The sequence below is a fragment of the Nocardia flavorosea genome (assembly GCF_015477805.1).
GTDB classification, from domain to species: domain Bacteria; phylum Actinomycetota; class Actinomycetes; order Mycobacteriales; family Mycobacteriaceae; genus Nocardia; species Nocardia flavorosea_A.
Genome location: NZ_JADLQL010000005.1, coordinates 473,771 through 496,018, shown reverse-complemented (window position 1 = coordinate 496,018; position 22,248 = coordinate 473,771). Strand labels below are relative to the sequence as shown.

The 22,248-nt window shown below is 66.3% G+C and carries 20 protein-coding genes and 1 tRNA gene; 13 read left to right on the top strand and 8 right to left on the bottom strand.

Annotated features, from left to right (window positions below):
* Positions 1-12 precede the first annotated feature (12 nt).
* The 4 genes from IU448_RS23955 to IU448_RS23940 all read left to right on the top strand — a co-directional run bounded on the left by IU448_RS23955 (position 13) and on the right by IU448_RS23940 (position 3,853).
* Positions 13-609, top strand: coding sequence for a hypothetical protein (locus tag IU448_RS23955; protein WP_195057892.1), 597 nt, complete (start codon positions 13-15; stop codon positions 607-609).
* 403 nt (positions 610-1,012) lie between these two features.
* Positions 1,013-1,564 (top strand): RNA polymerase sigma factor, encoded by a 552-nt coding sequence (locus IU448_RS23950; RefSeq protein ID WP_195057891.1) that lies wholly within the window; start codon positions 1,013-1,015, stop codon positions 1,562-1,564.
* Positions 1,561-2,346: a pentapeptide repeat-containing protein gene (locus tag IU448_RS29170; protein ID WP_195057890.1), complete on the top strand. Its 786-nt coding sequence runs from the start codon at positions 1,561-1,563 to the stop codon at positions 2,344-2,346. The genes IU448_RS23950 and IU448_RS29170 overlap by 4 nt, the downstream gene beginning before the upstream one ends.
* Positions 2,347-2,908: 562 nt before the next feature.
* Entirely contained in the window at positions 2,909-3,853 is a 945-nt protein-coding gene (locus IU448_RS23940; RefSeq protein ID WP_195057889.1) for a pentapeptide repeat-containing protein, read from the top strand.
* A 176-nt stretch (positions 3,854-4,029) separates the two neighbouring features.
* On the opposite strand, the gene IU448_RS23935 is transcribed toward IU448_RS23940, so the two are convergent.
* Positions 4,030-6,078, bottom strand: coding sequence for an NACHT domain-containing protein (locus tag IU448_RS23935; protein WP_195057888.1), 2,049 nt, complete (start codon positions 6,076-6,078; stop codon positions 4,030-4,032).
* A 195-nt stretch (positions 6,079-6,273) separates the two neighbouring features.
* A complete protein-coding gene (locus tag IU448_RS23930) occupies positions 6,274-6,699 on the bottom strand; it encodes a GNAT family N-acetyltransferase (protein WP_324188695.1) in 426 nt (141 codons plus the stop codon).
* 170 nt (positions 6,700-6,869) lie between these two features.
* Between IU448_RS23930 and IU448_RS29165 the strand changes: the two genes are divergently transcribed.
* Positions 6,870-7,316, top strand: coding sequence for a hypothetical protein (locus IU448_RS29165; protein WP_228813961.1), 447 nt, complete (start codon positions 6,870-6,872; stop codon positions 7,314-7,316).
* A complete protein-coding gene (locus IU448_RS29160) occupies positions 7,309-7,638 on the top strand; it encodes a tyrosine-type recombinase/integrase (RefSeq protein ID WP_324188694.1) in 330 nt (109 codons plus the stop codon). Before IU448_RS29165 ends, IU448_RS29160 begins: the two co-directional genes overlap by 8 nt.
* Positions 7,639-7,689: 51 nt before the next feature.
* On the opposite strand, the gene IU448_RS23920 is transcribed toward IU448_RS29160, so the two are convergent.
* The 4 genes from IU448_RS23920 to IU448_RS23905 all read right to left on the bottom strand — a co-directional run bounded on the left by IU448_RS23920 (position 7,690) and on the right by IU448_RS23905 (position 9,431).
* Positions 7,690-7,761 (bottom strand) — tRNA-Val (locus IU448_RS23920).
* Positions 7,762-7,793: 32 nt separating this feature from the next.
* On the bottom strand, positions 7,794-8,258 hold the full coding sequence (locus IU448_RS23915) for a peroxiredoxin (protein WP_195057886.1): 465 nt from the start codon (positions 8,256-8,258) through the stop codon (positions 7,794-7,796).
* Positions 8,259-8,322: 64 nt separating this feature from the next.
* A complete protein-coding gene (locus IU448_RS23910; protein WP_033244929.1) occupies positions 8,323-8,745 on the bottom strand; it encodes a DUF3052 domain-containing protein in 423 nt (140 codons plus the stop codon).
* 131 nt (positions 8,746-8,876) lie between these two features.
* Positions 8,877-9,431 (bottom strand): hypothetical protein, encoded by a 555-nt coding sequence (locus IU448_RS23905; RefSeq protein ID WP_195057885.1) that lies wholly within the window; start codon positions 9,429-9,431, stop codon positions 8,877-8,879.
* Positions 9,432-9,633: 202 nt separating this feature from the next.
* Here IU448_RS23905 and aceE point away from each other — a divergent pair, with 202 nt between their 5' ends.
* The 7 genes from aceE (at position 9,634) to IU448_RS29155 (ending at position 20,900) form a co-directional block, all read left to right on the top strand.
* On the top strand, positions 9,634-12,486 hold the full coding sequence (gene aceE / locus IU448_RS23900; protein ID WP_195057884.1) for a pyruvate dehydrogenase (acetyl-transferring), homodimeric type: 2,853 nt from the start codon (positions 9,634-9,636) through the stop codon (positions 12,484-12,486).
* A 10-nt stretch (positions 12,487-12,496) separates the two neighbouring features.
* Positions 12,497-13,831, top strand: coding sequence for a PucR family transcriptional regulator (locus IU448_RS23895; RefSeq protein WP_228813957.1), 1,335 nt, complete (start codon positions 12,497-12,499; stop codon positions 13,829-13,831).
* 128 nt (positions 13,832-13,959) lie between these two features.
* Entirely contained in the window at positions 13,960-14,874 is a 915-nt protein-coding gene (locus IU448_RS23890; RefSeq protein ID WP_195057883.1) for an ACP S-malonyltransferase, read from the top strand.
* A 127-nt stretch (positions 14,875-15,001) separates the two neighbouring features.
* Entirely contained in the window at positions 15,002-15,304 is a 303-nt protein-coding gene (gene acpM / locus IU448_RS23885; RefSeq protein WP_195057882.1) for a meromycolate extension acyl carrier protein AcpM, read from the top strand.
* A 10-nt stretch (positions 15,305-15,314) separates the two neighbouring features.
* On the top strand, positions 15,315-16,565 hold the full coding sequence (locus tag IU448_RS23880; protein ID WP_195057881.1) for a KasA/KasB family beta-ketoacyl-ACP synthase: 1,251 nt from the start codon (positions 15,315-15,317) through the stop codon (positions 16,563-16,565).
* A gap of 128 nt (positions 16,566-16,693) precedes the next feature.
* Positions 16,694-18,127 carry an acyl-CoA carboxylase subunit beta gene (locus IU448_RS23875; RefSeq protein WP_195057880.1) on the top strand — a complete coding sequence of 478 codons (1,434 nt, stop codon included), beginning with the start codon at positions 16,694-16,696 and terminating at the stop codon, positions 18,125-18,127.
* Between the two features lie 466 nt (positions 18,128-18,593).
* Positions 18,594-20,900, top strand: coding sequence for an Eco57I restriction-modification methylase domain-containing protein (locus IU448_RS29155; RefSeq protein ID WP_228813953.1), 2,307 nt, complete (start codon positions 18,594-18,596; stop codon positions 20,898-20,900).
* Between the two features lie 3 nt (positions 20,901-20,903).
* On the opposite strand, the gene IU448_RS23860 is transcribed toward IU448_RS29155, so the two are convergent.
* Both IU448_RS23860 and IU448_RS23855 read right to left on the bottom strand, forming a co-directional pair.
* Positions 20,904-21,527: a TetR/AcrR family transcriptional regulator gene (locus tag IU448_RS23860; protein ID WP_195057879.1), complete on the bottom strand. Its 624-nt coding sequence runs from the start codon at positions 21,525-21,527 to the stop codon at positions 20,904-20,906.
* Positions 21,528-21,597: 70 nt separating this feature from the next.
* Complete coding sequence (locus IU448_RS23855) at positions 21,598-22,188, bottom strand: TetR/AcrR family transcriptional regulator (RefSeq protein ID WP_228813951.1); 591 nt, start codon at positions 22,186-22,188, stop codon at positions 21,598-21,600.
* Between the last annotated feature and the right edge of the window lie 60 nt (positions 22,189-22,248).

The following is a 22,248-nucleotide window of genomic DNA, read 5'->3' as shown; positions in this document are numbered from 1 at the left end:
GGAGGAGTCGGGTTGGGAGTCGATCCCGGCTTGGATCGTTGCCGCGCCGTCGCGCTCGCCCTGCGTCGGGATCTCTGCCACTTCGAGATAGGGCTCCGCAACAGCTACGACCGGGTACTTCGCGCCCACTGGACCAGGCCAGGAGACTGGACAGACGATCCGAATCCCACCTTCCCGCCGCTGTGGCGCTCCCGCGGCCGGGGCGCCAACCGCACACGGGTCGACATCAACAAGAAAAACCGGGATCTACTCGCGAACGCGCGCGAGAAGGCCGGCGGAGCGACAGCGCCGTCCGGCAAGGTCGTCGCGGAGCTCAACTTCGGGTTCTGGCGGTATCTGACCAGCGCAGCCCATGAGAGCACCCTGTGGGTGCCGATCCTTCACAAAGCGTTTCCGGCGGGCACCGACCGGGCGCGCGACGTCGACAAACCCATCGCCAAGCTCCACGACTTCCGCAACCGGATCGCCCACCACGAACCGCTGCTGCGCACGGACCTACTCGCCCGAGTCCAGGATGTGGCCGGGTTGGCAACGATGCTCAACGCCGACCTCGGCACCTACATCGACCACACGACCCAGGTTCGGCGGATAGCCGCCACGAAACCGTGAGCGGCCCTGCTGGGCTTGCGGTGATAGCCCTGGCATCCAGGCGCGTTTCACCGAGGGGCTACAGCCGAGGCCGTGCTCGTAGTGGGGATTTCTCCACATAACTGCTGGGGCTTCACGGAAGAACTCGGCTGGGTGAGTGCACGATCGGGCTTGGGAGGGCCTCTACCTGTCATGAGTGCAGTGATTGGTGCCGGTCTGATAGCGGGCCTGGCAGGAAACGCGTTCGCTGTCTTGGCATTGTGGCTGCGGATACGGTGGAAAGCGGTTCAGCAGGAAGGCCACTGTGAGTATCTGACCGAGCTGGCGAGCTCTCTGCCAGAGGGCAGCTCGATAGAAACCAGGCATGACTCCGAGGGGCTGCACACAAAGCTGACTGTGGGTATGCGAGGAAGCCGAGGGTGGAGTGGACGAACCTGAACACAGCGGTGCCGATGTGCACCTGCCTCAAGAGCGCGCGGCCGCGCGCGGCGTCGCCCGGGAGGCGGAGTTCGCTGCCTTTTACCGCAGCTCGGTACCGAATCTGATCGGATTCCTCGTGTTACAAGGCGCGCGGCCGGCGGACGCTGCTGAAGTCGTGCAGGAGGTGATGACCAAAGTATGGCGGTCCTGGGACACCCTCCGGTCCCCGCTGGCTTGGGCCCGCGTGACTGCTGGCCGGGAGTGGGTCAAACGAGTTGCGAGCCTGGAAGAGGATCTGGTCAGGGAATTCCCGGAACGTTCGGTGCTGCTGTCATCGGATACCGATATCGACCAGTGGATCAAGTGCAACCATTACTACAGGCTGGTAGCCGCCCTACCGCCGCGCCAGCGGCAGGTCATGGTGTGGACGCAGGAAGGATATGAACCGTCCGAGATCGCCGAACTGCTACGGCTCAAGCCGGCCACCGTGCGATCCAACCTGCGTAAAGCCCGCTCAGCGATCGCCCGCTATATCGAAGAAGGTGAGCAGCGGTGACCACCGACGACGCGACCGCTGTGAACCGGTGGCTCGCTGACCGACACCAAGAATTCCTCCAGGAACTGGGTCTCCGGATCGACTGCGACGCCGGTCTGCGAGAAGTGCAAATCCCCGCCCAGCACTCAAGGTTCATCGACGGCTTGAGTGTTCAGCTCGATATCGAGGCTGGGCTGGCCTCGATCCTGCCCAGCCTGCCCGACGCCCTGGAACTATCCGAGCAAGCGACAGAAGATCCTGATGTAGATGCGGCCGAAGCAAAACGAACTGGGAAAGGCCTGATCGGGGCGAACCTGGCCCGGGCGGACTTGTTCGGGGCGGATCTGACCAAGGCGAATCTTGTCGGGGCGGACCTGACCCAGGCGAATCTGGCTCGTGCGAACCTGACCGAGGCGGATCTGACCCAGGCGAAGATGTGCCGCATGAACCTGACTGGGGCGAACCTGGCCGGTGCGAACCTGACCGAGGCGGATCTGACTCAGGCGAAGATGTCCCGGGCACAGGTGCAGCGCGCGAACCTGACCAGGGCGAACCTGGCCGGTGCAGACCTGACCAAGGCGAACTTGACCGGTGCAGACCTGACCAAGGCGAACCTGACCGGTGCAGACCTGACCAAGGCAGACCTCCCCGGGGTCCATACGACCATTGGGCTCAGGTGGTCGCGCTCCACGCGGTGGGGCAGGGACACAACAATGATTCGGGCGCTGTCGATCGAGAAGAATGGGATCTTCATCCTGAACCCCGCCACAGGATGGCAGGTGTCTGATCTTGTCGACTACTGAGCTCACGTCAACTGGTCCGGATCGTGCTGGGGGAGTGGTGTAGCTGGCCGGGTTCCGGCGCTAATGCTGTGATGCCCCGGCGAGTCTCGGCGAGCTGGGGGTATCGACGCTGGAGTACACATCCGAACGCGGCGCGAAGGAACTACCCCCAGTCAGTCCAGGGCTTCGGGACCAATCCCTACGCGCATCGGTTGCTCCGCACCGGTGCTCAGACTGCTGCCGATACCGTTCGCGTCGATGGTCCGAACAGGCGTCAGCGGCGTGATCTGTTGCGGCCCTGCGTGGTTGGCGCAGAATACGTGGTGTGACGGTAGGTGACGAGCAGCACACGATTGAAGATCCGGGCGAGGAAGCATCCCCGGAATTGGACGAAAGAAGGGTTGGGGAGACAACTCCGGCCCCGGCCGGACAGCCGCCCGCGTCGTCCGGAGCACCGCCGGACGTAGAGCCCGCGGGCGCTCCACCTGCTTCGACACCGCAACCGGAAGTGGCCCGACCGCGGGATCCGGCGGGCTCGACGTGGGCGAAGGCCGCCGCGATAGCGACCGCCGCCGGCACCTTGATGACCGCGGTCGCCGCGGTAGGAGCGCTCTACTTCACCAACAGCACCCTGAGCGCAACCAACGAACAACTCGGCCTGACACGCCGCACCGCGCAGTCCGAGCAGATCAAATCAGCGGCAGAACAACTCGACTCGGACAAGATAAGCGTCCGGCTCAGCGGTATCTACCTGCTCCAACGCCTCGCTCAGGACTCCGAACCCGACCGCCCCGCCCTTCGTCGACTCCTTGAAGCATTCGTACGCACCGAAGCCCCTTCCGAAGCCCCACCCAAAGCCAGCGCTTGTGGACCCCACAGTCGGGAATTGCCAGCCGACATTCAAGCCGCCCTGGACATAATCGTGCAGTACAGCGCTTTACCACCGCCCACCCTAGAAGTCGACCTCCATACGTCCTGCCTCACTGAGGCATGGCTGCCCGGCGCGAACCTCACCGGGGCATGGCTGGACGACGCGAACCTCACCGGGGCATGGCTGAGCGACGCGAACCTCACCGAAGCCCAGCTGATCGGAGCGGACCTCACCGAAGTCCAGCTGCGCCGCGCGGACCTGACCGAGGCATGGCTAAACGGCGCGAACCTCACCGGAGCTTGGCTGAACGACGCGAACCTCACCGAAGCATCACTGGAACGTACGAACCTCACCGAGGCATGGCTGAACGACGCGAACCTCACCCGGGCAACACTGACCAGCGCGGACCTCACCGGAGCCGAGCTGCGCAGCGCGGACCTCACCGGAGCCGAGCTGGGCCTCGCGAACCTCATCGGGGCCGAGCTGCACGACGCGGACCTCACCAAGGCCAGGCTGGGCGACGCGAACCTCACCGGAGCTTGGCTGTATGGCGCGAACCTCACTGGAGCTTGGCTGAACGAGGCGAACCTCACCGGGATTGTTTACGACGACAGCACTGTATGGCCGGAGGGGTTTACCCCGCCGCCTTCTGCGTAGTTCTGAGGGATGCTGGCTGGAAAGTCCGTGTTCCGCACGGTGGCCAGCCTGCAGGCAGCGAATCATCTCCCGGTAATTTCTTCGAGTACTGACCGGTCCACGCGGTGATGCACTGACCGATTGAGCCCAAGATCGTTTTACGACATAGACTATTTCATCTGATCCATGCGGTTGGTTTAGGCGGGCGGGCTCAGCTCATTGGAGTGGGGTTGCTGGATCCATTGCTGGTAGGTGTCGTGCCGGAACTGATAGGCGGTGCCGTTCACGCGGAGCAGGCCGCTGCGGCGAGCCCAGTCGAGGAATACAGCGGGATGGCTGGGCATCGCCTTGGTGAATCGGAAAACGAGTGTGGCGAGGTAGAACCGCTCGGCCGCGAGCCCGACCACGAGCCCGACCAGGAGTCCGAACGAGAGCCAGACCAGGAACCCGATCTTGAGCCCGGCCTGGAACCCGACCTTGAGCCCGGTCAAGGGATCTGCGACGAGCGCGAATATGACCCCGGCATAGAGCCCGGCCGAGAGGCCTCCCGCAATCACGGAAACAAGCAAGCTCGCGATGGTGGCAACTGTCGCTGCTTGGATGTCGTCTCGAATGATTCGCTTTTCATCGATCACAAGAGCTAGTGACTCGCGCGCATCAACCTGGAGTCCGACCACGGCCCCGACCATGCTCGCGATCAGGAGCCCGGCCATGAGCCCGGTCAGGAGCCCGGTCAGGAGCCCGTGCACGATCTCGCTCCTGAGCCCGAACAGGAGCCCGACCACGATCCCGCTTCCGAGCCCGGCCAAGGATCCTGCCTTGAGCCCGCGTCTCCATCGGGGGGGACCAGGGACCCTCCATGCCATCCGCCGAGGACGCGGGAACTTGATGACCCCGACCGCGAAGGCTACCCCGAACAGGCCCGTGCCCATGCTCATGCCCACGAACTCGAACCCGAACTTCGTCAGGACCCCGAACAGGACCCCGAACAGGAACCCGAACGGGAGCCCGAATATGAGCGCGAACACGAGCGCATGCAGGACGCGGATGCGGTTGATGCCGGCGATCTCCCATACCTCGTCGAGTCGTATCGCGGTGCCGTTGCGTCCGTCGTCGCGGCGGCGCTGCAGGCAGATCGCCAGTGAACGCATCCATTTCTCGACGTTGGCTTCGGTGTAGTCGCGATATGTTTCGTCGCCCTCGTCGGTGGCAGCGACGGCGGCGGGGATCTGAGCGGCGAACAGCCGGTCACGGACAGCGGTTTCGGTGGGACAGGAGATCAGTTGTTCTGCGATGTCGGGTGTGCGGCGCAGGGTAGAGGCGGTGAGTCCGAGCATCCACGGGTTCTGCACACAGGTGGCCAAGGTTCCGTCGGGATGGTCGGTGATGTGGGTGCTGACCTTGTCCCAGCCGGAGGCACCGGTGTCGGCTGGGCCCCGGTATCCCTCCTGGTGTTTCTCGAGGTACTTGTTAACCGTCCTGGTGTCCAGTGGTTGCAGGGTGAGGGTGGTGCCGCCGTGCAGGCCGTTGTCGCCGCGCTGGCGGGTGAGTTCGGTGAATTCGGTGGTGCGGCACATCACGACGACTGGACGGCCCCGCCACGGGGCTCGGTTGAGCAGGTCCAGCAGCGCACGAGCCCGGGACCCTGAACTGTCGGTGTCCATTTCGTCGAGACCGTCGATCACGGGCAGGATCAGTCCGCGTTCCACCATCTTCCGGGCCACGTTGGGACGTAACCGGTAGTCGTAGCCGAGCCGGACGATCAACCAGCGAGTGAAGTCCCGCTGCCCATCCCATCCCGCGGCATTGATACGCACCGGGACCGGTTCGTTCGCGCGGGGCGAGTCATCGAGCTCCTGCCGGATTTTCAGCAAACCCAGCACCGAATACGTCGCGGCCACCGTCTTTCCGCTGCCCGGGGCACCGAGCACGACCACACGCCGGCGGTGGAGGTCCGGGCGTCCCAGCTGTTCGAGGAAGGTAGCGATGTGCTTTACCTTGACCGGCCCGAAACCCTGGGACTGCCGGGCTGGAGTGGTGAACTCGACCGGCATGAACTCGTGAGCAAACGCCCGCAATTCTGTTTGCAAACGCTCCTCAACTTCCTGTACCTCGGCACTCAACTTATCGGACAGGGCCGCGATCGCAGCCCTGTCCGTCACCGGCCGCCACCACCGATACAGCACCATCAACGGACTGACCAGCGCCCCCAGCAGCCGGAAGACGCCGCCACTCATATCGCCCACACGGAACAGACTGCCACCAAACAGATTCCGGTGTCGGCACGAACTCGCCGTGTCAGACGCATCGCGATACCCACCAATGTCACAGCGACCCCGGGTCGGCGCGGTGTCTCGAAACCTTGGTCACGAGACCGGGAGAAGGGCTGACCGCCGATAGCCATCAGGGAAGTGACCCTTATCGGCGGTTAGCACCCGCGCTCAGTGGGCTGGCGGACGGGGAAAAATGAAGTTCCGGAACACTTTTGTGCCCACCTTCCTCTCGGTGTACTCGGTGACGCCCAGCTTCCGCAGCATCCCGAGACTGCCAGTGTTCGTGGCATCCACCGCCCCGCCGAGTGTTTCCACATCGGCGAGCGCCGGTTCATCGAATAGGGCCCTGATTATGGCCGTGCCGTACCCGCCGCGCTTCGCCAGGGGGTCGACGACGATGTTCACGCCGCCGTGGAAAGGCGGCCCGACCGGACTCGCCTTTCCCTCCGGTCCACCCTGGCCCGAGACCTGCACGGAGACGTAGCCGACGGGCTTGCGGGTGTGCGCGTCACTCGCCATCCAGCGCAGTGGCGGCCGGTGGACGCGCCGGTTCGAGCCTGGATCCGTTTGCGCTTTCTCCAGAGGGTCGGCCATCTGCTTCGGTCACTTCCCGGTTCGGAGAGAAGGCCGGCCGGAACTTGGATCGCCTGCTCGCCGCGGGCAAGGTGACGCGGCCAGCGCGGGGCCGATATATGGCGGCGGCCGACACCGAGGCGGCGCCGGCGCCTGAGCCGCAAGGTGTGGCAGCGCGGACGGTGGTAACTATGCTCGTGCAACTGTCTGCGGTGCTCGATGACGCGATGGAACAAGGGCTGGTGCCGCGGAATGTGGCGCGCATGGTGAAGCGGCCCGATGTCGAAGAGACCGAGATGGAGGTATGGACGAAGGAAGAGAGCCGGACGTTCCGCCGACATGTGAGAGAGCACCGCCTGTATGCCCTGTTCCTGCTGTCCCTGTGCGGGCTGCGGCGGTCGGAAATCATGGGGTTGCGCTGGACGCGGGTCGAGGGCAACACGCTGTATGTCCGCCGTGGGCGCGTCGCGATCGGAAAGGACACGGAAGAGGGTGACCCGAAATCGACTCGCAGCCACCGGGCGCTGCCCTTGCCGCCGGACGTCGCTGCACTGGCACGCCTGAAGCTCACGCAGAAAGCCGAATCGCTTGCCGTAGGGGTTGTCGTGGACCGACGATCGGCTGGTCGCTGTGCGTGAGGATGGGGAGCCGTACCGGCCGGAATGGTACAGCGACGAATTCCAGCGGCAGGCAGCGGCGGCCGGTGTGCCTGTGATCCGGTTGCACGACGCCCGGCACACCGCGGCCACGATCTTGCTGGACTCGGGGGCGTCGTCTGTAGCGGCCGTCGCGAAATGGCTCGGTCACGATCCGGCGGTGTTGCTGCGGGTGTACGCGCACCCATACCCGGAAGAACTGGAGGCCGCAGGTGTGGCCCTGTTCGACGACGGGAGGCGACCGGGACCTAGTTTCCCGCGCCTTGACACACTCTCGACACCACGGCGGTTTCCTCGCCGGTGATTCGCAAGGTGTCCGGATGAAAATACAGGCCCTGACCTGGGTAAATCTTAGTGGGCGCAGACGGGTTCGAACCGCCGACCGCTGGTGTGTAAAACCAGAGCTCTACCGCTGAGCTATACGCCCGGATCCCCCGGAGCATTGTCCGGGGGAACGGACTATGAATCTAGCGCGGCGAGCGCTTTCTCCCAAGCCGCCTGGTCACGGGGCTCTCCGGGGCCGTTCATCTCCGAAAATCGGATGATTCCCTCGCGGTCGACGACGAAGGTGCCGCGGTTGGCGAAGCCCGTGGTGTCGTTGAAGACGCCGTAGTCCTGTGCGACCTTGCCGTGCGGCCAGAAGTCCGACAGCAGCGGGAAGGTGTAGCCCTGTTCGGCGGCCCAGATCTTGTGGGTCGGCGGGGGGCCCACCGAGATCGCGACGATCTCGGCGTTGTCGTTCTGGAAGCGCGGCAGTTCGTCGCGGACCTTGCACAGCTCGCCCTGGCAGATGCCGGTGAAAGCGAGCGGGTAGAACACGATCAGGACGTTCTTCTTACCGCGGTAATCCGCCAGCGAGACTTCCTGATTGTTCTGGTCCTTGAGGGTGAACTCCGGTGCCTGGGTGCCTACCTCTAGGGGCATGGGTATCCTCCGAATCTCCGGCCGCGCACCCTGTTACCGGGCGCGCGGCACAGCTGTGGGCGGCTCAGCGCTGCTTGGTCGGTGCCTTGGGCTGCACCAGGCGGCTGGCCGACCATTCACCGAGTTTGATCGCCGAGGTCTGGGTGAGCCCCGCCGTCGGTGCGGATTCGGCGATCTCACTGGGATCGACGTGCCCGTCGTTACCTGTCTTGGGGGTGAGTACCCAGATGAAGCCGTCGTCGGCCAGTGGGCCGATCGCCTCCATCAGCTCGTCGACCAGGTCGCCGTCGCCGTCCCGCCACCACAGCAGGACGACGTCGATGACCTCGTCGGAATCCTCGTCCAGCAGTTCACTGCCGGCGGTTTCCTCGACGTCGGCCCGGAGGTCGTCGTTGGTGTCCTCGTCCCAGCCCAGCTCCTGGACAACCATGCCGTGGGTGATGCCAAGCTTCTGAGCGAAATTCTGATCGTCCGCCGCGGCGACCACGGTGGCGTCCCTCCTCAACTCCCGACTACAAGATATCTGCAAGCGAACATGGTTATCGGCCCTAACGCAAGCCGATCGGGTAGATCGAATTTCTGATGTCGCGACAATTGCCTGGTGACGGGCATTCGAGATTATCCGGGGCAGGCATCGCGCACCGCGTTGCGCGCGTCGTTCACGCGCTTGCTGGCATCGTTGAGCGGTCCGACGGGAGAGATATAGGTCATCTCCCGGGTCGCCTGGGACAGGGCGCGCGCCGCGTCGACGTATTCGGTGAGTTTCGCCTTCAGATCCTCGGGCAGGTTCGTTCCGGCGGCGTTCACCCCGCCCTCGACCTGATTCGCGGCATCGTCGAGCGCGGCGACCGCCGCGTCACGTTTGGCGTCGTAGTCGGGGGCGTTGCTGTCGTGCGCATCGACGAACTCGTTGTACTTGGTGACGCCGTTGCCGGTGGTGCCGGGGAACAGGCCGCAGTTGTCGGCGACGGCCTTGTCGCGGGCGGCGGCGATCTGCGAAGACGTGGCGGCGGCCGACGAGGAGGAGGCGAAACTGCGGTAGGCGGTGGCTTCGGCGGCGTTGGGTGTCGCGACGCCTTCGATCTGGTTCGCGCAACCCACCACGGTCGCGCCGGTGACCAGTGCCGCCGCGGCGCAGATCAGCCCGAATCGGCGCGGGTCCAGCCCTTGCATCGTCCTCCGACTCCTCGGTTACCACTGCGTAGCCCTGCCTGTCGAACGGTACTGGATGAGCGGCTGACATGATGATGTGGGACGCGCCACGCAAGGACGCGGGCGCGCCCGGAACTAGTCGTCACGGGTGACCTGCACACCAGCGGGCCATTCGGGGTCACCGCAGCCATCAGCTCGACCACCCCCTGTACGAGGAGCAGTTTTGACCGATCTGATCCACTCTGGCGTCCCGGCGGAATCCGCTGAGCCGGGTTCCGCGCCCACCCCGAGCAACGCCAACGGCGTGCCGCCCGGTGGCCGAGTCCGTGTGATTCGCGAAGGAGTGGCCTCTTACCTACCGGATATAGACCCGGAGGAGACCAGCGAATGGCTCGAATCCTTCGATGAGATGCTGGACCGCGAAGGCCCCGGCCGCGCCCGCTATCTGATGCTGCGCATGCTCGAGCGCGCCGGTGAGCGCCGGGTTTCGATTCCGTCGCTCACCTCCACCGATTACGTCAACACCATTCCGACCGAGAACGAGCCCTGGTTCCCCGGCGACGAGGAGACCGAGCGGCGCTTCCGGGCCTGGATCCGCTGGAACGCGGCCATCATGGTGCACCGGGCGCAACGCCCGGGGATCAGCGTCGGCGGGCATATCTCGACCTATGCGTCCTCGGCGGCGCTCTACGAGGTCGGGTTCAACCATTTCTTCCGCGGTAAGGACCATCCCGGCGGCGGCGATTCGATCTTCATCCAGGGTCACGCCTCGCCCGGTATCTATGCCCGCGCCTTCCTCGAGGGCCGGTTGTCCACCGATCAGCTCGACGGGTTCCGCCAGGAGTACAGCCACGGCGGTCTCGGCAAGGGCCTGCCGTCCTACCCGCATCCGCGGTTGCTGAGCGATTTCTGGGAATTCCCGACGGTGTCGATGGGCCTGGGCCCGATGAACGCCATCTATCAGGCCCGGTTCAACCATTACCTGCACGATCGCGGGATCAAGGACACCTCGGATCAGCATGTGTGGGCGTTCCTGGGCGACGGCGAGATGGACGAGGCCGAATCGCGCGGTCTGGCCCATGTGGCAGCCATGGAAGGTCTGGACAATCTGACCTTCGTGGTGAACTGCAACCTGCAGCGCCTCGACGGCCCGGTGCGCGGTAACGGCAAGATCATCCAGGAACTGGAGTCGTTCTTCCGCGGTGCCGGCTGGAATGTGATCAAGGTGGTCTGGGGCCGCGAATGGGACGCGCTGCTGGGCGCGGACCGCGACGGCGCGCTGGTGAACCTGATGAACACCACCCCCGACGGCGATTACCAGACCTACAAGGCCAACGACGGCGCCTATGTCCGCGACCATTTCTTCGGTCGCGATCCCCGCACCAAGGCGCTGGTCCAGGATCTGTCGGATCAGGAGATCTGGAATCTCAAGCGCGGTGGTCACGACTACCGCAAGGTGTATGCGGCGTATGCGGCGGCGCTGGCGCACAAGGGCCAGCCCACCGTGATCCTGGCGAAGACGATCAAGGGCTACACCCTCGGTAAGCATTTCGAGGGCCGTAACGCGACGCACCAGATGAAGAAGCTGACGCTGCAGGATCTGAAGGATTTCCGCGATCTGCAGCGGATCCCGATCAGCGACGCCGAGCTGGAGAAGGATCCCTACCTGCCCCCGTACTACCATCCGGGCGCGGAAACCAAGGAGATCCAGTACATGCTGGATCGCCGTAAGGCGCTCGGCGGGTTCCTGCCGGAACGGCGGACGAATACCGCACCGCTGAAACTGCCGGGCGACGAAGCGTACAAGTCGGTGCGCAAGGGGTCGGGGAAGCAGAATGTGGCCACCACCATGGCCCTGGTGCGGCTGATGAAGGAACTGCTGCGCGACAAGGAGATCGGCAAGCGGATCGTGCCGATCATCCCGGACGAGGCCCGCACCTTCGGGATGGACTCGTGGTTCCCCTCGCTGAAGATCTACAACCGCAACGGCCAGCTCTACACCTCGGTCGACGCGGAACTGATGCTCGCCTACAAGGAGAGCACCGTCGGGCAGATCCTGCACGAGGGCATCAACGAGGCCGGGTCCACCGCGTCGTTCACCGCGGTCGGCACCTCGTACGCCACCCACGGCGAGCCGATGATCCCGCTCTACATCTTCTATTCGATGTTCGGGTTCCAGCGCACCGGCGACGGGCTGTGGGCCGCCGCCGATCAGCTGGCCCGCGGGTTCGTGCTCGGCGCGACCGCCGGGCGGACCACGCTCACCGGTGAGGGCCTGCAGCACAACGACGGGCATTCGCTGCTGCTGGCCGCCACCAACCCGGCCGTGGTGTCCTACGATCCGGCGTTCTCCTTCGAGATCGCCCATATCGTGCGCGACGGGTTGCGCCGTATGTACGGCGGAACTCCGGGTGTGGACGGGTTCGGCGGGGAGAACGTCTTCTACTACCTCACCCTGTACAACGAGCCCTACCAGCAGCCGGCCGAGCCCGCGGACCTGGATGTGGACGGCCTGCTCAAGGGCATCTACCTGTACCGCAAGGGCGGTGCGGGGGATGTGCGCGCGCAGATCCTGGTCTCCGGCGTCACCGTGCCCGACGGTCTGCGGGCCCAGCAGTTGCTGGCCGATCATTGGGGTGTGGCCGCCGATGTCTGGTCGGTCACCTCGTACGGCCAGCTGCGTCGCGAGGCCCTCGAACTGGAGATCGAGGCGCTGCACCACCCGGGTGAGGATCCGGGGCAGCCCTACGTCGCCCGGGCGCTGGCCGGCGCCGAGGGGCCGTTCGTGGCGGCCTCGGACTGGATGCGCGCGGTACCGGATCAGATCCGCAAATGGGTACCAGGCGATTTCACCACCCTCGGCACCGACGGGTTCGGTTTCTCCGATACTCGCCCGGCCGCCCGTCGCGTCTTCAACGTGGACGCCGAATCCATCACCGTCGCCGCGCTGGCGGGTTTGGGCCGGATGGGCAAACTCGACCCGGCAAAGGCCGCCGAGGCCGCCGCCCGGTACCGGATCGACGATGTATCGGCCGCCGAGAAGTTCACCGCCGGTGGGGCAGGAGACGCGGAGTGACGACAACTCGATGATCGAACGCAGACCACCGCGGCCCCGGCGGGTCACCGAAGGCTCCTCTGCGAACGAGGTGTACTTGCCGACCGGCGCCCTGTCGCCGAACCGGCAGACCCGCGACCCTTTACCGGACACGCTGCTGCGACGCGTCAAGCAGTTCTCCGGCCGGCTGTCCACCGAAGCCGTGGGGTCGATGCAGGACCGGTTACCGTTCTTCGCCGATCTGGACGCCGCGCAGCGTGCGGGTGTGCAGATGCTGGTGCAGACCGCGGTGGTCAACTTCCTGGAATGGCTCCAGGACCCGGACAGCGATATCCGGTTCAGCCTGGACGCCTTCCAGGTGATCCCGCAGGATCTGGCGCGGCGGCTGACGCTGCGCCAGACCGTGGACATGGTGCGGGTGGCCATGGAGTTCTTCGAACAGTGGCTGCCCGCGCTGGCGCGTAACGATCGCCAGCTGGTGGCGCTCACCGAGGCGGTGCTGCGGTACGGGCGTGAGCTCGGTTTCGCGGCCGCCTCGGTGTACGCCAGTGCCGCCGAATCCCGGGGTGCCTGGGATACCCGGCTGGAGGCGCTGGTGGTGGATGCGGTGGTGCGTGGGGACACCGGCCCGGACATGCTTTCCCGGGCGGCCACGTTGAACTGGGACGCCACCGCGCCCGCCACGGTGCTGGTGGGTACCCCGCCGCGGGATCAGGGCATCTCGGTGGTCGGTGCGGTGCACACCATCGCGGCCCGGCACGGCCGGGCGGCGCTCGCGGTGGTGCAGGGGTCGCGTCTGGTGATGGTGGTGAGCGGTCATCTCGGTGACGCTCCGCACTCCTCGCCTTTCATGGACGATCTGCTCACCGAAGCGTTCTCCGACGGTCCCGTGGTGATCGGGCCGACCACCCGCACCCTGGGCGCGGCGCACAGCAGCGCGCTCGAGGCGCTGGCCGGGATGGAGGCCGTCATCGGGTGGCGGGACGCGCCGCGGCCCGTGCACGCGATGGAACTGTTGCCCGAACGTGCCCTGCTCGGTGATCGAGCTGCGGTGGACGCACTTGTCGAGTACCTTGTGCTTCCGTTGGCTTCGGCCGGTTCCGCCTTGGCGGACACGCTGGACGCCTATCTGGAATGCGGCGGCGCAGTCGAGATGTGTGCTCGGCAACTGTACGTTCATCCAAATACTGTGCGTTATCGCCTGAAGCGCATCAGTGAGGTCACGGGCCGGGATCCGCTCAACCCGCGGGACTCCTACGTGCTGCGAATCGCCGCCACAGTGGGTCGGCTGACACGAACTCGTAACGAATCATCGTCACCAGTCACAGAGGAACCTTTTGTCCCGATGGACAAAGATGGGCTGTAACGGCTGGGATCCTTCACGCGATCCGGACACCCCACGCGGGCTTTTGTGGGGACCATACAAAAGCCGTCCGCAAGCTCTATTCACGTCGACATCTCGCGAGAGCGGCTTCACAGTGTTTTCTTAGGTACGTGATCGCGTTGTTCGCCCCTGGACAGGGCTCTCAGACACCCGGCATGCTCGCGCCCTGGCTCGACCTGCCGGGCGCGCATGACCGCCTCGCACTGTGGTCGAAGGAATCGGGTCTGGATCTGATCCGGCTCGGTACCGAGGCGACCGCCGAAGAGATCACCGACACCGCGGTGACCCAGCCGCTCGTGGTCGCGGCCGCGCTGCTCGCCTATGCCGAAATCGGCGAGAACCGGGTACCGGCCGACACCATCGTGGCCGGCCATTCGGTGGGTGAACTCGCCGCGGCCGCTGTCGCCGGAGTGATCTCCGCGGACCAAGCGGTTACGCTGGCGGCTATCCGCGGTGCCGAAATGGCGAAAGCGTGCGCGCTGGAACCCACCGGTATGTCCGCGGTGCTCGGCGGCGACGAGGCCGCCGTGCTGGCCCGGCTCACGGAACTGGAGCTGGTTCCCGCCAACCGCAATGCCGCCGGTCAGATCGTCGCGGCCGGCCGGCTCGACGCCCTCGCCGAACTGGCGGCGAATCCGCCGGAGAAGGCGCGAGTGCGGGCACTGCCGGTGGCGGGCGCGTTCCACACGGAGTTCATGGCACCCGCCCAGCAGGCGGTAGCGGCGGCGATCGCCGAGATCACGCCGCACGAACCCACCCGGACACTGTTGTCCAATGCCGACGGTAAGCCGGTCGAATCCGGTGCCGATGCGGTGGCCAAGCTCGCCGCGCAGGTCACCCGGCCCGTCCGGTGGGACCTGTGCACCGAAACCGTCCGGCAGGCCGGCGTTTCGGCGGTGGCGGAGCTGCCACCGGCGGGAACCCTCGTCGGCATTGCCAAAAGGGAGCTCAAGGGCACCCCGAACCTGGCGCTGAAGACGCCCGAGGACATCCCCGCGCTGACCGGGCTCACGAGCTCCGGCTAGCGTTCCTGCGGCCGAGTTTCCACCGATTCACGGCGGGAACCCGGCACCGGGCGGCGTAACCGTTCGCCGTCCCGGCCCGAAGTACCGAGTAAAGCCCTATACGGAGAAACAAGAAGGGAGCCACGAAGTGGCCGCTCTGACCCAGGAACAAATCGTCGAGGAACTCGGCAAGATCATCGAAGAGGTGACCGGTATCGAGCCCTCCGAGGTAACGATGGAGAAGTCCTTCGTCGATGACCTGGACATCGATTCGCTGTCGATGGTCGAGATCGCGGTGCAGATGGAGGACAAGTACGGCGTGAAGATCCCCGACGAGGATCTCGCCAGCCTGAAGACCGTCGGCGATTCCGTCGCCTACGTCCAGAAGCTCGAGGCCGAGAACGCCGAGATGGCCGCCGAGCTCAAGGCCAAGTTCGACAACGCCGAGTAGGGCCGACACCGTGACCACTCCTTCCACCCTGAACGGGAACTTCCCCAACGTCGTCGTCACCAGTCTGGCGGCGTCCACGTCCATCGCGGGTGACGTCGATGCGACGTGGAAGGGACTCCTCAACGGCGAGAGCGGTATCGACGTTCTCGAGGACTCCTTCGTCGAGGAATACGACCTCCCGGTTCGTATCGGCGGCCACCTGAAGGTGTCGCCGGACAGCCTGCTGAGCCGGGTCGAGATCCGGCGGATGGCCTATGTCGAGCGGCTCGCCACCGTGCTGGGCCGTGAAGTCTGGCGCAATGCGGGCAGCCCGGAGGTCGATCCGGACCGGTTGGGTGTGGCCATCGGCACTGGACTAGGTGGCGGTGACGCGCTCATCGATTCGGTCGACAAACTGAAGAACGGGGGCTATCGCAAGATCTCGCCGCTCGCTGTTCAGATGGTCATGCCGAACGGGCCGTCCGCCGTCGTCGGTCTCGAGCTGAAGGCCCGGGCGGGAGTGGTCACTCCGGTCTCGGCTTGCTCGTCCGGTTCGGAGGGCATCGCGAACGCCTGGCGGATGCTCGTGATGGGTGACGCCGATATGGTCGTCACCGGCGGCGTCGAAGGCTTCATCGACGCGGTGCCGATCGCGGCGTTCACCATGATGCGCGCCATGAGCACCCGCAACGACGATCCGAAGGGCGCGTCGCGTCCGTTCGACTCCGACCGCGACGGTTTCGTCTTCGGCGAGGCCGGTGCGCTCATGGTTCTCGAAACCGAGGAGCACGCCAAGGCACGCGGAGCGACCATCCACGCCCGCCTGCTCGGTGCCGGGATCACCTCGGATGGTTTCCATCTGGTCGCCCCCGACCCCGAGGGCACCGGCGCCGCCCGCGCCATGACCCGGGCCATGCAGACCGCGGGTCTGTCCAAGCAGGACATCACCCATATCAACGCGCACGCGACCGCCACCCCCATCGGCGATACCGCCGAGGCGAACGCGATCAACAAGGCCGTCGGCAACCATGCCTCGGTCTACGCGCCCAAATCGGCGCTGGGGCATTCGATCGGCGCCGTCGGTGCGCTGGAATCGGTGCTGACGGTGCTGAGCATCCGGGACGGTATCGTGCCGCCCACTCTCAACCTGGACAACCAGGATCCCGAGATCGACCTCGACGTGGTGCACGGCGAAGCCCGCCGCCAGGAGATCGAGTACGCGATCAACAACTCGTTCGGTTTCGGTGGGCACAATGTCGCGCTCGCCTTCGGCCGGGCATAAGCCCGAGTCTTCGACCGAATAAGTTCGACGACCCCCGCGGGGCCGCCGGTAGTACCGGTCGGCCCCGCGCTGGGTTTCGGCACCCTGTGGCCCGTACACCGGCCGCATGCACTCGAGGAGAAAACGCGATGACCACTATCGCTCCGGCCCGCCATCAGGAAACCGCGACAGACCCGCGCGATCCGCTCGGCCGGCTACAACGCTTCTTCGATCCCGGCACGGTGCTACCGCTGCATCCGCGGGACAAGTCGGGTGTGCTCGCCGCGGTCGGCGAAGTGGACGGTGTACGGACTGTCGCCTACTGCTCGGATGCCACCGTGATGGGCGGCGCGATGGGTGTCGAGGGCTGCAAACATATCGTCGACGCCATCGATACCGCCATCGACTCCGGTGTTCCCGTGGTCGGCCTGTGGCATTCCGGCGGCGCCCGCCTCGCCGAGGGCGTCGAGGCACTGCACGCCGTCGGCCTGGTCTTCGAGGCCATGGTCCGCGCGTCCGGCCTGGTCCCGCAGATCTCGGTGGTACTCGGTTTCGCCGCCGGCGGCGCCGCCTACGGTCCCGCCCTCACCGATATCGTGATCATGGCGCCCGAGGGCCGGGTTTTCGTCACCGGGCCCGATGTGGTGCGCAGCGTCACCGGTGAACAGGTCGATATGGCCACCCTGGGCGGCCCCGAAACCCACGGCAAGAAGTCCGGCGTCACCCATATCGTCGCCGACGACGAAGCCGATGCGATGCACCGGGCGCGCCGCCTGGTCTCGATGTTCGCCGAACAGGGCGAATTCGATCCGGTCACCGCCGAGCACGGCAATGTCGATCTGCAGGCCATGCTGCCGGAATCGGCCAAACGCGCCTACGACGTGAAACCGATCGTGCACGAACTGCTCGACAACGTCGACGGCGAATCCAGCTTCGAAGAACTCCAGGGCGGTTACGCCCGCTCCATGGTCACCGGCCTCGGCCGGCTGGCCGGTCGCACCGTCGGTGTGCTGGCGAACAACCCGCTGCGGCTGGGCGGCTGCCTCGATTCCAAGAGTGCGGAGAAGGCGGCCCGCTTCGTCCGGCTGTGCGACGCCTTCGGGATCCCGCTGATCGTGATCACCGACGTCCCCGGCTACCTGCCCGGTGTGGGCCAGGAATGGGACGGCGTGGTGCGCCGCGGCGCGAAACTGCTGCACGCCTTCGCTGAGGCCCGGGTGCCGCGGGTCACGCTGGTCACGCGGAAGATCTACGGCGGCGCCTATATCGCGATGAACGCCCGCTCGCTGGGCGCCACCGCGGTCTACGCCTGGCCGGGGTCGGAGGTCGCGGTGATGGGCGCGAAGGCCGCCGTCGGCATCCTGCACAAGAAAGCCCTGGCCGCCGCGCCGGAGGAAGAACGCGAAGCGCTGCACGAACGGCTCACCGCCGAACACGAGGCCATCGCCGGCGGCGTGGAGCGGGCGCTGTCCATCGGAGTCGTGGACGAGGTCATCGATCCGGCGAAAACCCGCAGTGTGATCGCCGCGGCCCTGGCCGCCGCTCCCGCACGGCCGAGCCACCACAAGAACATCCCGCTGTGACGCGGTAGGAGCCGTCTCGCGAGGGGGCCTTGGAGCAATGACGCTCCAAGGCCCTTCGGGTGTATGGCGGTCGGACAGTAGTTGCGGTTCGTCCGGCAGCGGGGCAGCCAGGAACAACAACCCGGTTGCGGCGGCGGTCACCGTGGTGCCGATCCCTGCGGCGGCGGCCAGTTGTGCAATAGAGCAGACGTTCACGTCGCTGCCGAGTGAAGACATCCGGGTGGCCGGCAAGGCGACGGTGCCGGGCGGTGACCATACGATCGCCATGACACCCGTCCGAATCGTTGCGTCCGGTTGCGTCGCCCGCCATGGACGCTGCATCAACGGGTATGGCCGACTGCGAACATCTCGGCTGTCAGCGGCCCACATGCTTGCCAGTGGTCGGCGGTCAACACTTTTCCCGTGGTGGCGGCCGGTGATTCCGGAAATGACCGGGTTCGCGGCCTGCGTGGACGAGAATGCGCGCATGGGACGCGATGGTGCGGGGGCCGGCGAGCGTAAGCGGCACGGTCGGCACTACACCCCTTCCGCGTTGGCGGAGTTTCTCGCCGGACGGGTCGCGGCGCGGGTGGTGGCACCGCAGTCGGGACTGCGGGTGCTGGATCCGGCGTGCGGGGGCGGGGAATTGCTGTTCGCGATCCAGGCTGCCCTTGCCGAACGGCTGCCGGGGGTGCCGGTGGAGCTGGTGGGTTACGACCTGGACCCGGAGGGCCTGCAGGTGGCGCGGGAGCGAGCCGCGCGGGCCGGGATCGCGGTCGATTGGCGGCAGGCCGATTTCCTCGCCGGCTGTGCCGCGCTGCGGGCGCGATCCTTCCATGTGGTGATCGCAAATCCGCCGTATGTGCGGACCCAGCAGTTGGGTGGTGAAGCGGCGCAGGCATTACGCGGGCAGTTCGGGCTGCGCGGCCGGTTCGATCTCACCCACCCGTTCGTCGCAGCGGTCCCGCGGTTGCTGGTGCCGGGCGGGGTTTTCGGCCTGCTGTGCGCCAATCGGTTCCTCACCACGAAGGCGGGCGCGAATCTGCGTGCGGTGCTGTTGGGTGAGCTGGCGCCCGTGGAACTGTATGACCTGGGCGATACGAAACTCTTCGACGCCGCAGTGCTGCCGGCGGTGACCATCGCGGTACGGGGGCAAGCGCGCGACCGGTGCCGGTATGTGTCGGTTTACCAGGAGAGCCCGGACCGGTGGGTGAGTCGCGCGGTCGGAGAACGCCGCGTGGACGAGGCCGTTGCTCCGGTGACGGCGCCGGCGAATCCGTCGGACCACTCGCGCCGAGGGGGTGATTCGGTCGCCGCGCCGACTCGCGGCACGCGGAATCCGGCGGAGGGCGTGACGCCGGTCGGGGCGAAGCGAACTTCCGCGGCGCAGATGCACGGTGGTGCAATGCCGGGCCGGGAATGCCGGTCAGGCCGTGCCGTTGCGGGGGTGGACCCTGTTACGCCCGGTCCGGCGAGCGGAGCGACACCGAACAGTATCAAGCCCCCCGCGGTGCCGCGGGCGGAGAACGTCGTGGCCCCGGGTGCGGATCCGGGCGGTGCCGACGCTGTAACAGGGCCGGCGGCACCCGCGCCGGTGATTGGCGACCCTGTGCGGGCGGCGCCGATTATGCCGTCACCCGGTGCGGGAGAAGGGACGGATGAGCTCGGCGAACCGGTATTCGACGCGAGGAAGGACGTGTGGCAGGGGCGGGTGGCTCCCGCGCTGGATACGGGGCCGCAGGAGGCTGTGGACCGTAGTTGCGGGGGCCACGCAGAGCGGGACGGGCGGGAGGCAGTGGACGACGAGGAGGGGGTGAGCGCGGCGGGTTTCGGGCCCCGCGGGTTCGCGGCGGATTTCGGGCCGGTTGCTGTGGAAGCGGACCTGTTCGAGGCGTTGGGCGCGGATACCGACGCGACGATCCGGTGGCAGGGCAGGCGGTTCGCGGTGACAGTGGGGGAACTGGCGGTGCCGGCCGGTTCGGCGTCGGTGGGGTGGCGGATGGCCCGGGTGGGGCAGGACGACTGGCTCGACGCGGTAGCAGCGCGGATGTGGCGGACATTCGGCGACCTCGCGCGTATCCGGGTGGGGATAAAGACCAATGCGGACAGTGTTTTCATCGCCGCGGACTGGGGCGATCCGGATACCGAACCGGAGCTGCTGTGCCAACTCATCACCCACCACGACCTGCGTCCGTGGCGGGTCGAGCGCACCGGGCGAACTCGGGTCTTGTACCCCTACGTTCTGGATCATCCGCGCCGGATGCCGGTGGATCTGATGGACTATCCGCGGACAGCCGCATATCTCGAGCAGTATCGGGAGGCATTGAGCGCGCGGACCTATCTCGCCGCCGCCGGCCGGAAATGGTTCGAACACTGGGTGCCGCAGCGGCCGCATCTGTGGCGGGCGCCGAAGGTGGTTTTCCCGGATATCAGTGATCGGCCGCGGTTCGCGCTGGACCGGTCGGGTGCGGTGGTCAACGGTGACTGCTACTGGATCTCGCTGGCCGAGCTGGGAGATGAATGGCCGGTCGAGGAATTGGCCTATCTGATGATGGGGGTCGCGAACTCGGCGCTGGGGGTGCGGTTCTACGACGCCGTCTGCGGTAACCGGCTGTATTCCGGCCGCCGCCGCTGGATCACCCAGTACGTTTCCCGGCTGCCGTTACCGGATCCCGCCACCGCGCCGGCGATCGCGATCGTTCGTCTGGTGCGTGAGCTGGCGCAGGGACCGGATCCCGTGCCGGCCATGCAGCACGAGCTGGACGAGCTGGTGAACCGGGCTTTCGCGCTGTGAGAGCTAGCCGGCGGTGGGGCCGGAGACCATGGGCAGCAGCGTGCGGCGGGCGAATTCCCGTCCGGCCGCCTCGTCTTCGATGGGGATGAGGCCGTCGGGTGTGAGGGCCAGCGACAGGGCCAGCCGGGCCATGATCTCGGCGACCAGGTCGGGGTCGAAATCGGCGCTGTCGTCGTAGTCGCCGAGTTCGCGGAGTTTCGCGGCAAGGTAGGTGCGGCCGACGGCGAGTATCGGGCCGGCCTCGGTGGTGAGGCGGGGCAGCACCAGATCCGGTTCGGTGCGCAGCAGCCGCGACAGCAGCGGGTTGCCCGCAATGGCGGAGATGAAGGCGACGAAGATCTCCACGAGTTGATCGTCGGACCCGGCCACTGTGCGCACCCGGTCGTCGATTTTGGCGACGAAACGCTGCGCTTCCCGCACCGTCACCGCTTCGACCAGGTCGTTCTTCGATTCGAAGCGGCGGTAGAGGGTGGCGGGGCTGATCCCGGCCCGTCGCGCGATCTCGCCCATACTGGTGCGTTTGATCCCGAAGTCCAGGAATGCCGAAAGCGCGCTGTCGAGGACCTTCGTGCTGTCGGGGGAAGGTTCGGACAGAATACGCTGCAGGATCGGCGGTACGAGTGGCATGGTTTCCCCACTGTATCGGACTGTTTTCCCGGTTCGGTCCGGTACCCGTACCTGCCACCGGGTACCGGGCTCAGTCGGCCTCGAGCAGCCGCCGGACAGTTCGGACCTGGGCGCGCAGCAGTTCCTCGAGTTCGGCGGGCGGCATCGCGGTGGCGTGCTGGACCGACCATTCGTCGAGCGAACGGAGAACGGCGACGACAAGCCTGCTCTGTAATGTCACCGGCAGGTCGTCGCGCACGGCGCCCGAATCGCGGCCGATGAGCAGGACTCGGTGTAACCACTCCTCGATCCGGGTGAGGGCGCGGGCGATGGTGGTATCCGGTGTGCCGGAAAGATAGAACAACCGGCCGAGTGCGAGAAAGGCGTCGTCACCGAGGGCGATCTCGCCGAGCCGGCCGATGAGTTCTTCGATTCGATCCCAGAACGCGGGTCCGGCGAATGCCTCGGGTTCGGGGATGCTCAGCCGCGCGGTCAATGCGGCAGCGAGGTCGCCTACCACGATCTCGAAGAGCTCTCGTTTCGACGAAACCATATGGTAAAAGGAGCTTTTGCTCAGGCCGCAACGCGCGATGATCCGGTTGAGGGATGCCTGTTCGTAGCCGGCCGAGGTGAACTCGCCTGCGGCGGTACGCACGAGCAATTCGCGTCGCTGCGCAGACATTCGACTGATGTCACCTTTCGGCATATCCGGATCCTACAATCGCCTGCTCGCCTGCTCGCC

Bases quoted from the DNA above. Each gene is read 5' to 3' on its own strand.
- IU448_RS23860 (WP_195057879.1), bottom strand. From the start codon at position 21,527: ATGCCACTCGTACCGCCGATCCTGCAGCGTATTCTGTCCGAACCTTCC.
- IU448_RS29165 (WP_228813961.1), top strand. From the start codon at position 6,870: ATGCTCGTGCAACTGTCTGCGGTGCTCGATGACGCGATGGAACAAGGG.
- IU448_RS23875 (WP_195057880.1), top strand. From the start codon at position 16,694: ATGACCACTATCGCTCCGGCCCGCCATCAGGAAACCGCGACAGACCCG.
- IU448_RS23915 (WP_195057886.1), bottom strand. From the start codon at position 8,258: ATGCCCCTAGAGGTAGGCACCCAGGCACCGGAGTTCACCCTCAAGGAC.
- IU448_RS23940 (WP_195057889.1), top strand. From the start codon at position 2,909: ATGACCGCGGTCGCCGCGGTAGGAGCGCTCTACTTCACCAACAGCACC.
- IU448_RS23905 (WP_195057885.1), bottom strand. From the start codon at position 9,431: ATGCAAGGGCTGGACCCGCGCCGATTCGGGCTGATCTGCGCCGCGGCG.
- IU448_RS23930 (WP_324188695.1), bottom strand. From the start codon at position 6,699: ATGGCCGACCCTCTGGAGAAAGCGCAAACGGATCCAGGCTCGAACCGG.
- IU448_RS29155 (WP_228813953.1), top strand. From the start codon at position 18,594: ATGGGACGCGATGGTGCGGGGGCCGGCGAGCGTAAGCGGCACGGTCGG.
- IU448_RS23855 (WP_228813951.1), bottom strand. From the start codon at position 22,188: ATGTCTGCGCAGCGACGCGAATTGCTCGTGCGTACCGCCGCAGGCGAG.
- IU448_RS23895 (WP_228813957.1), top strand. From the start codon at position 12,497: ATGATCGAACGCAGACCACCGCGGCCCCGGCGGGTCACCGAAGGCTCC.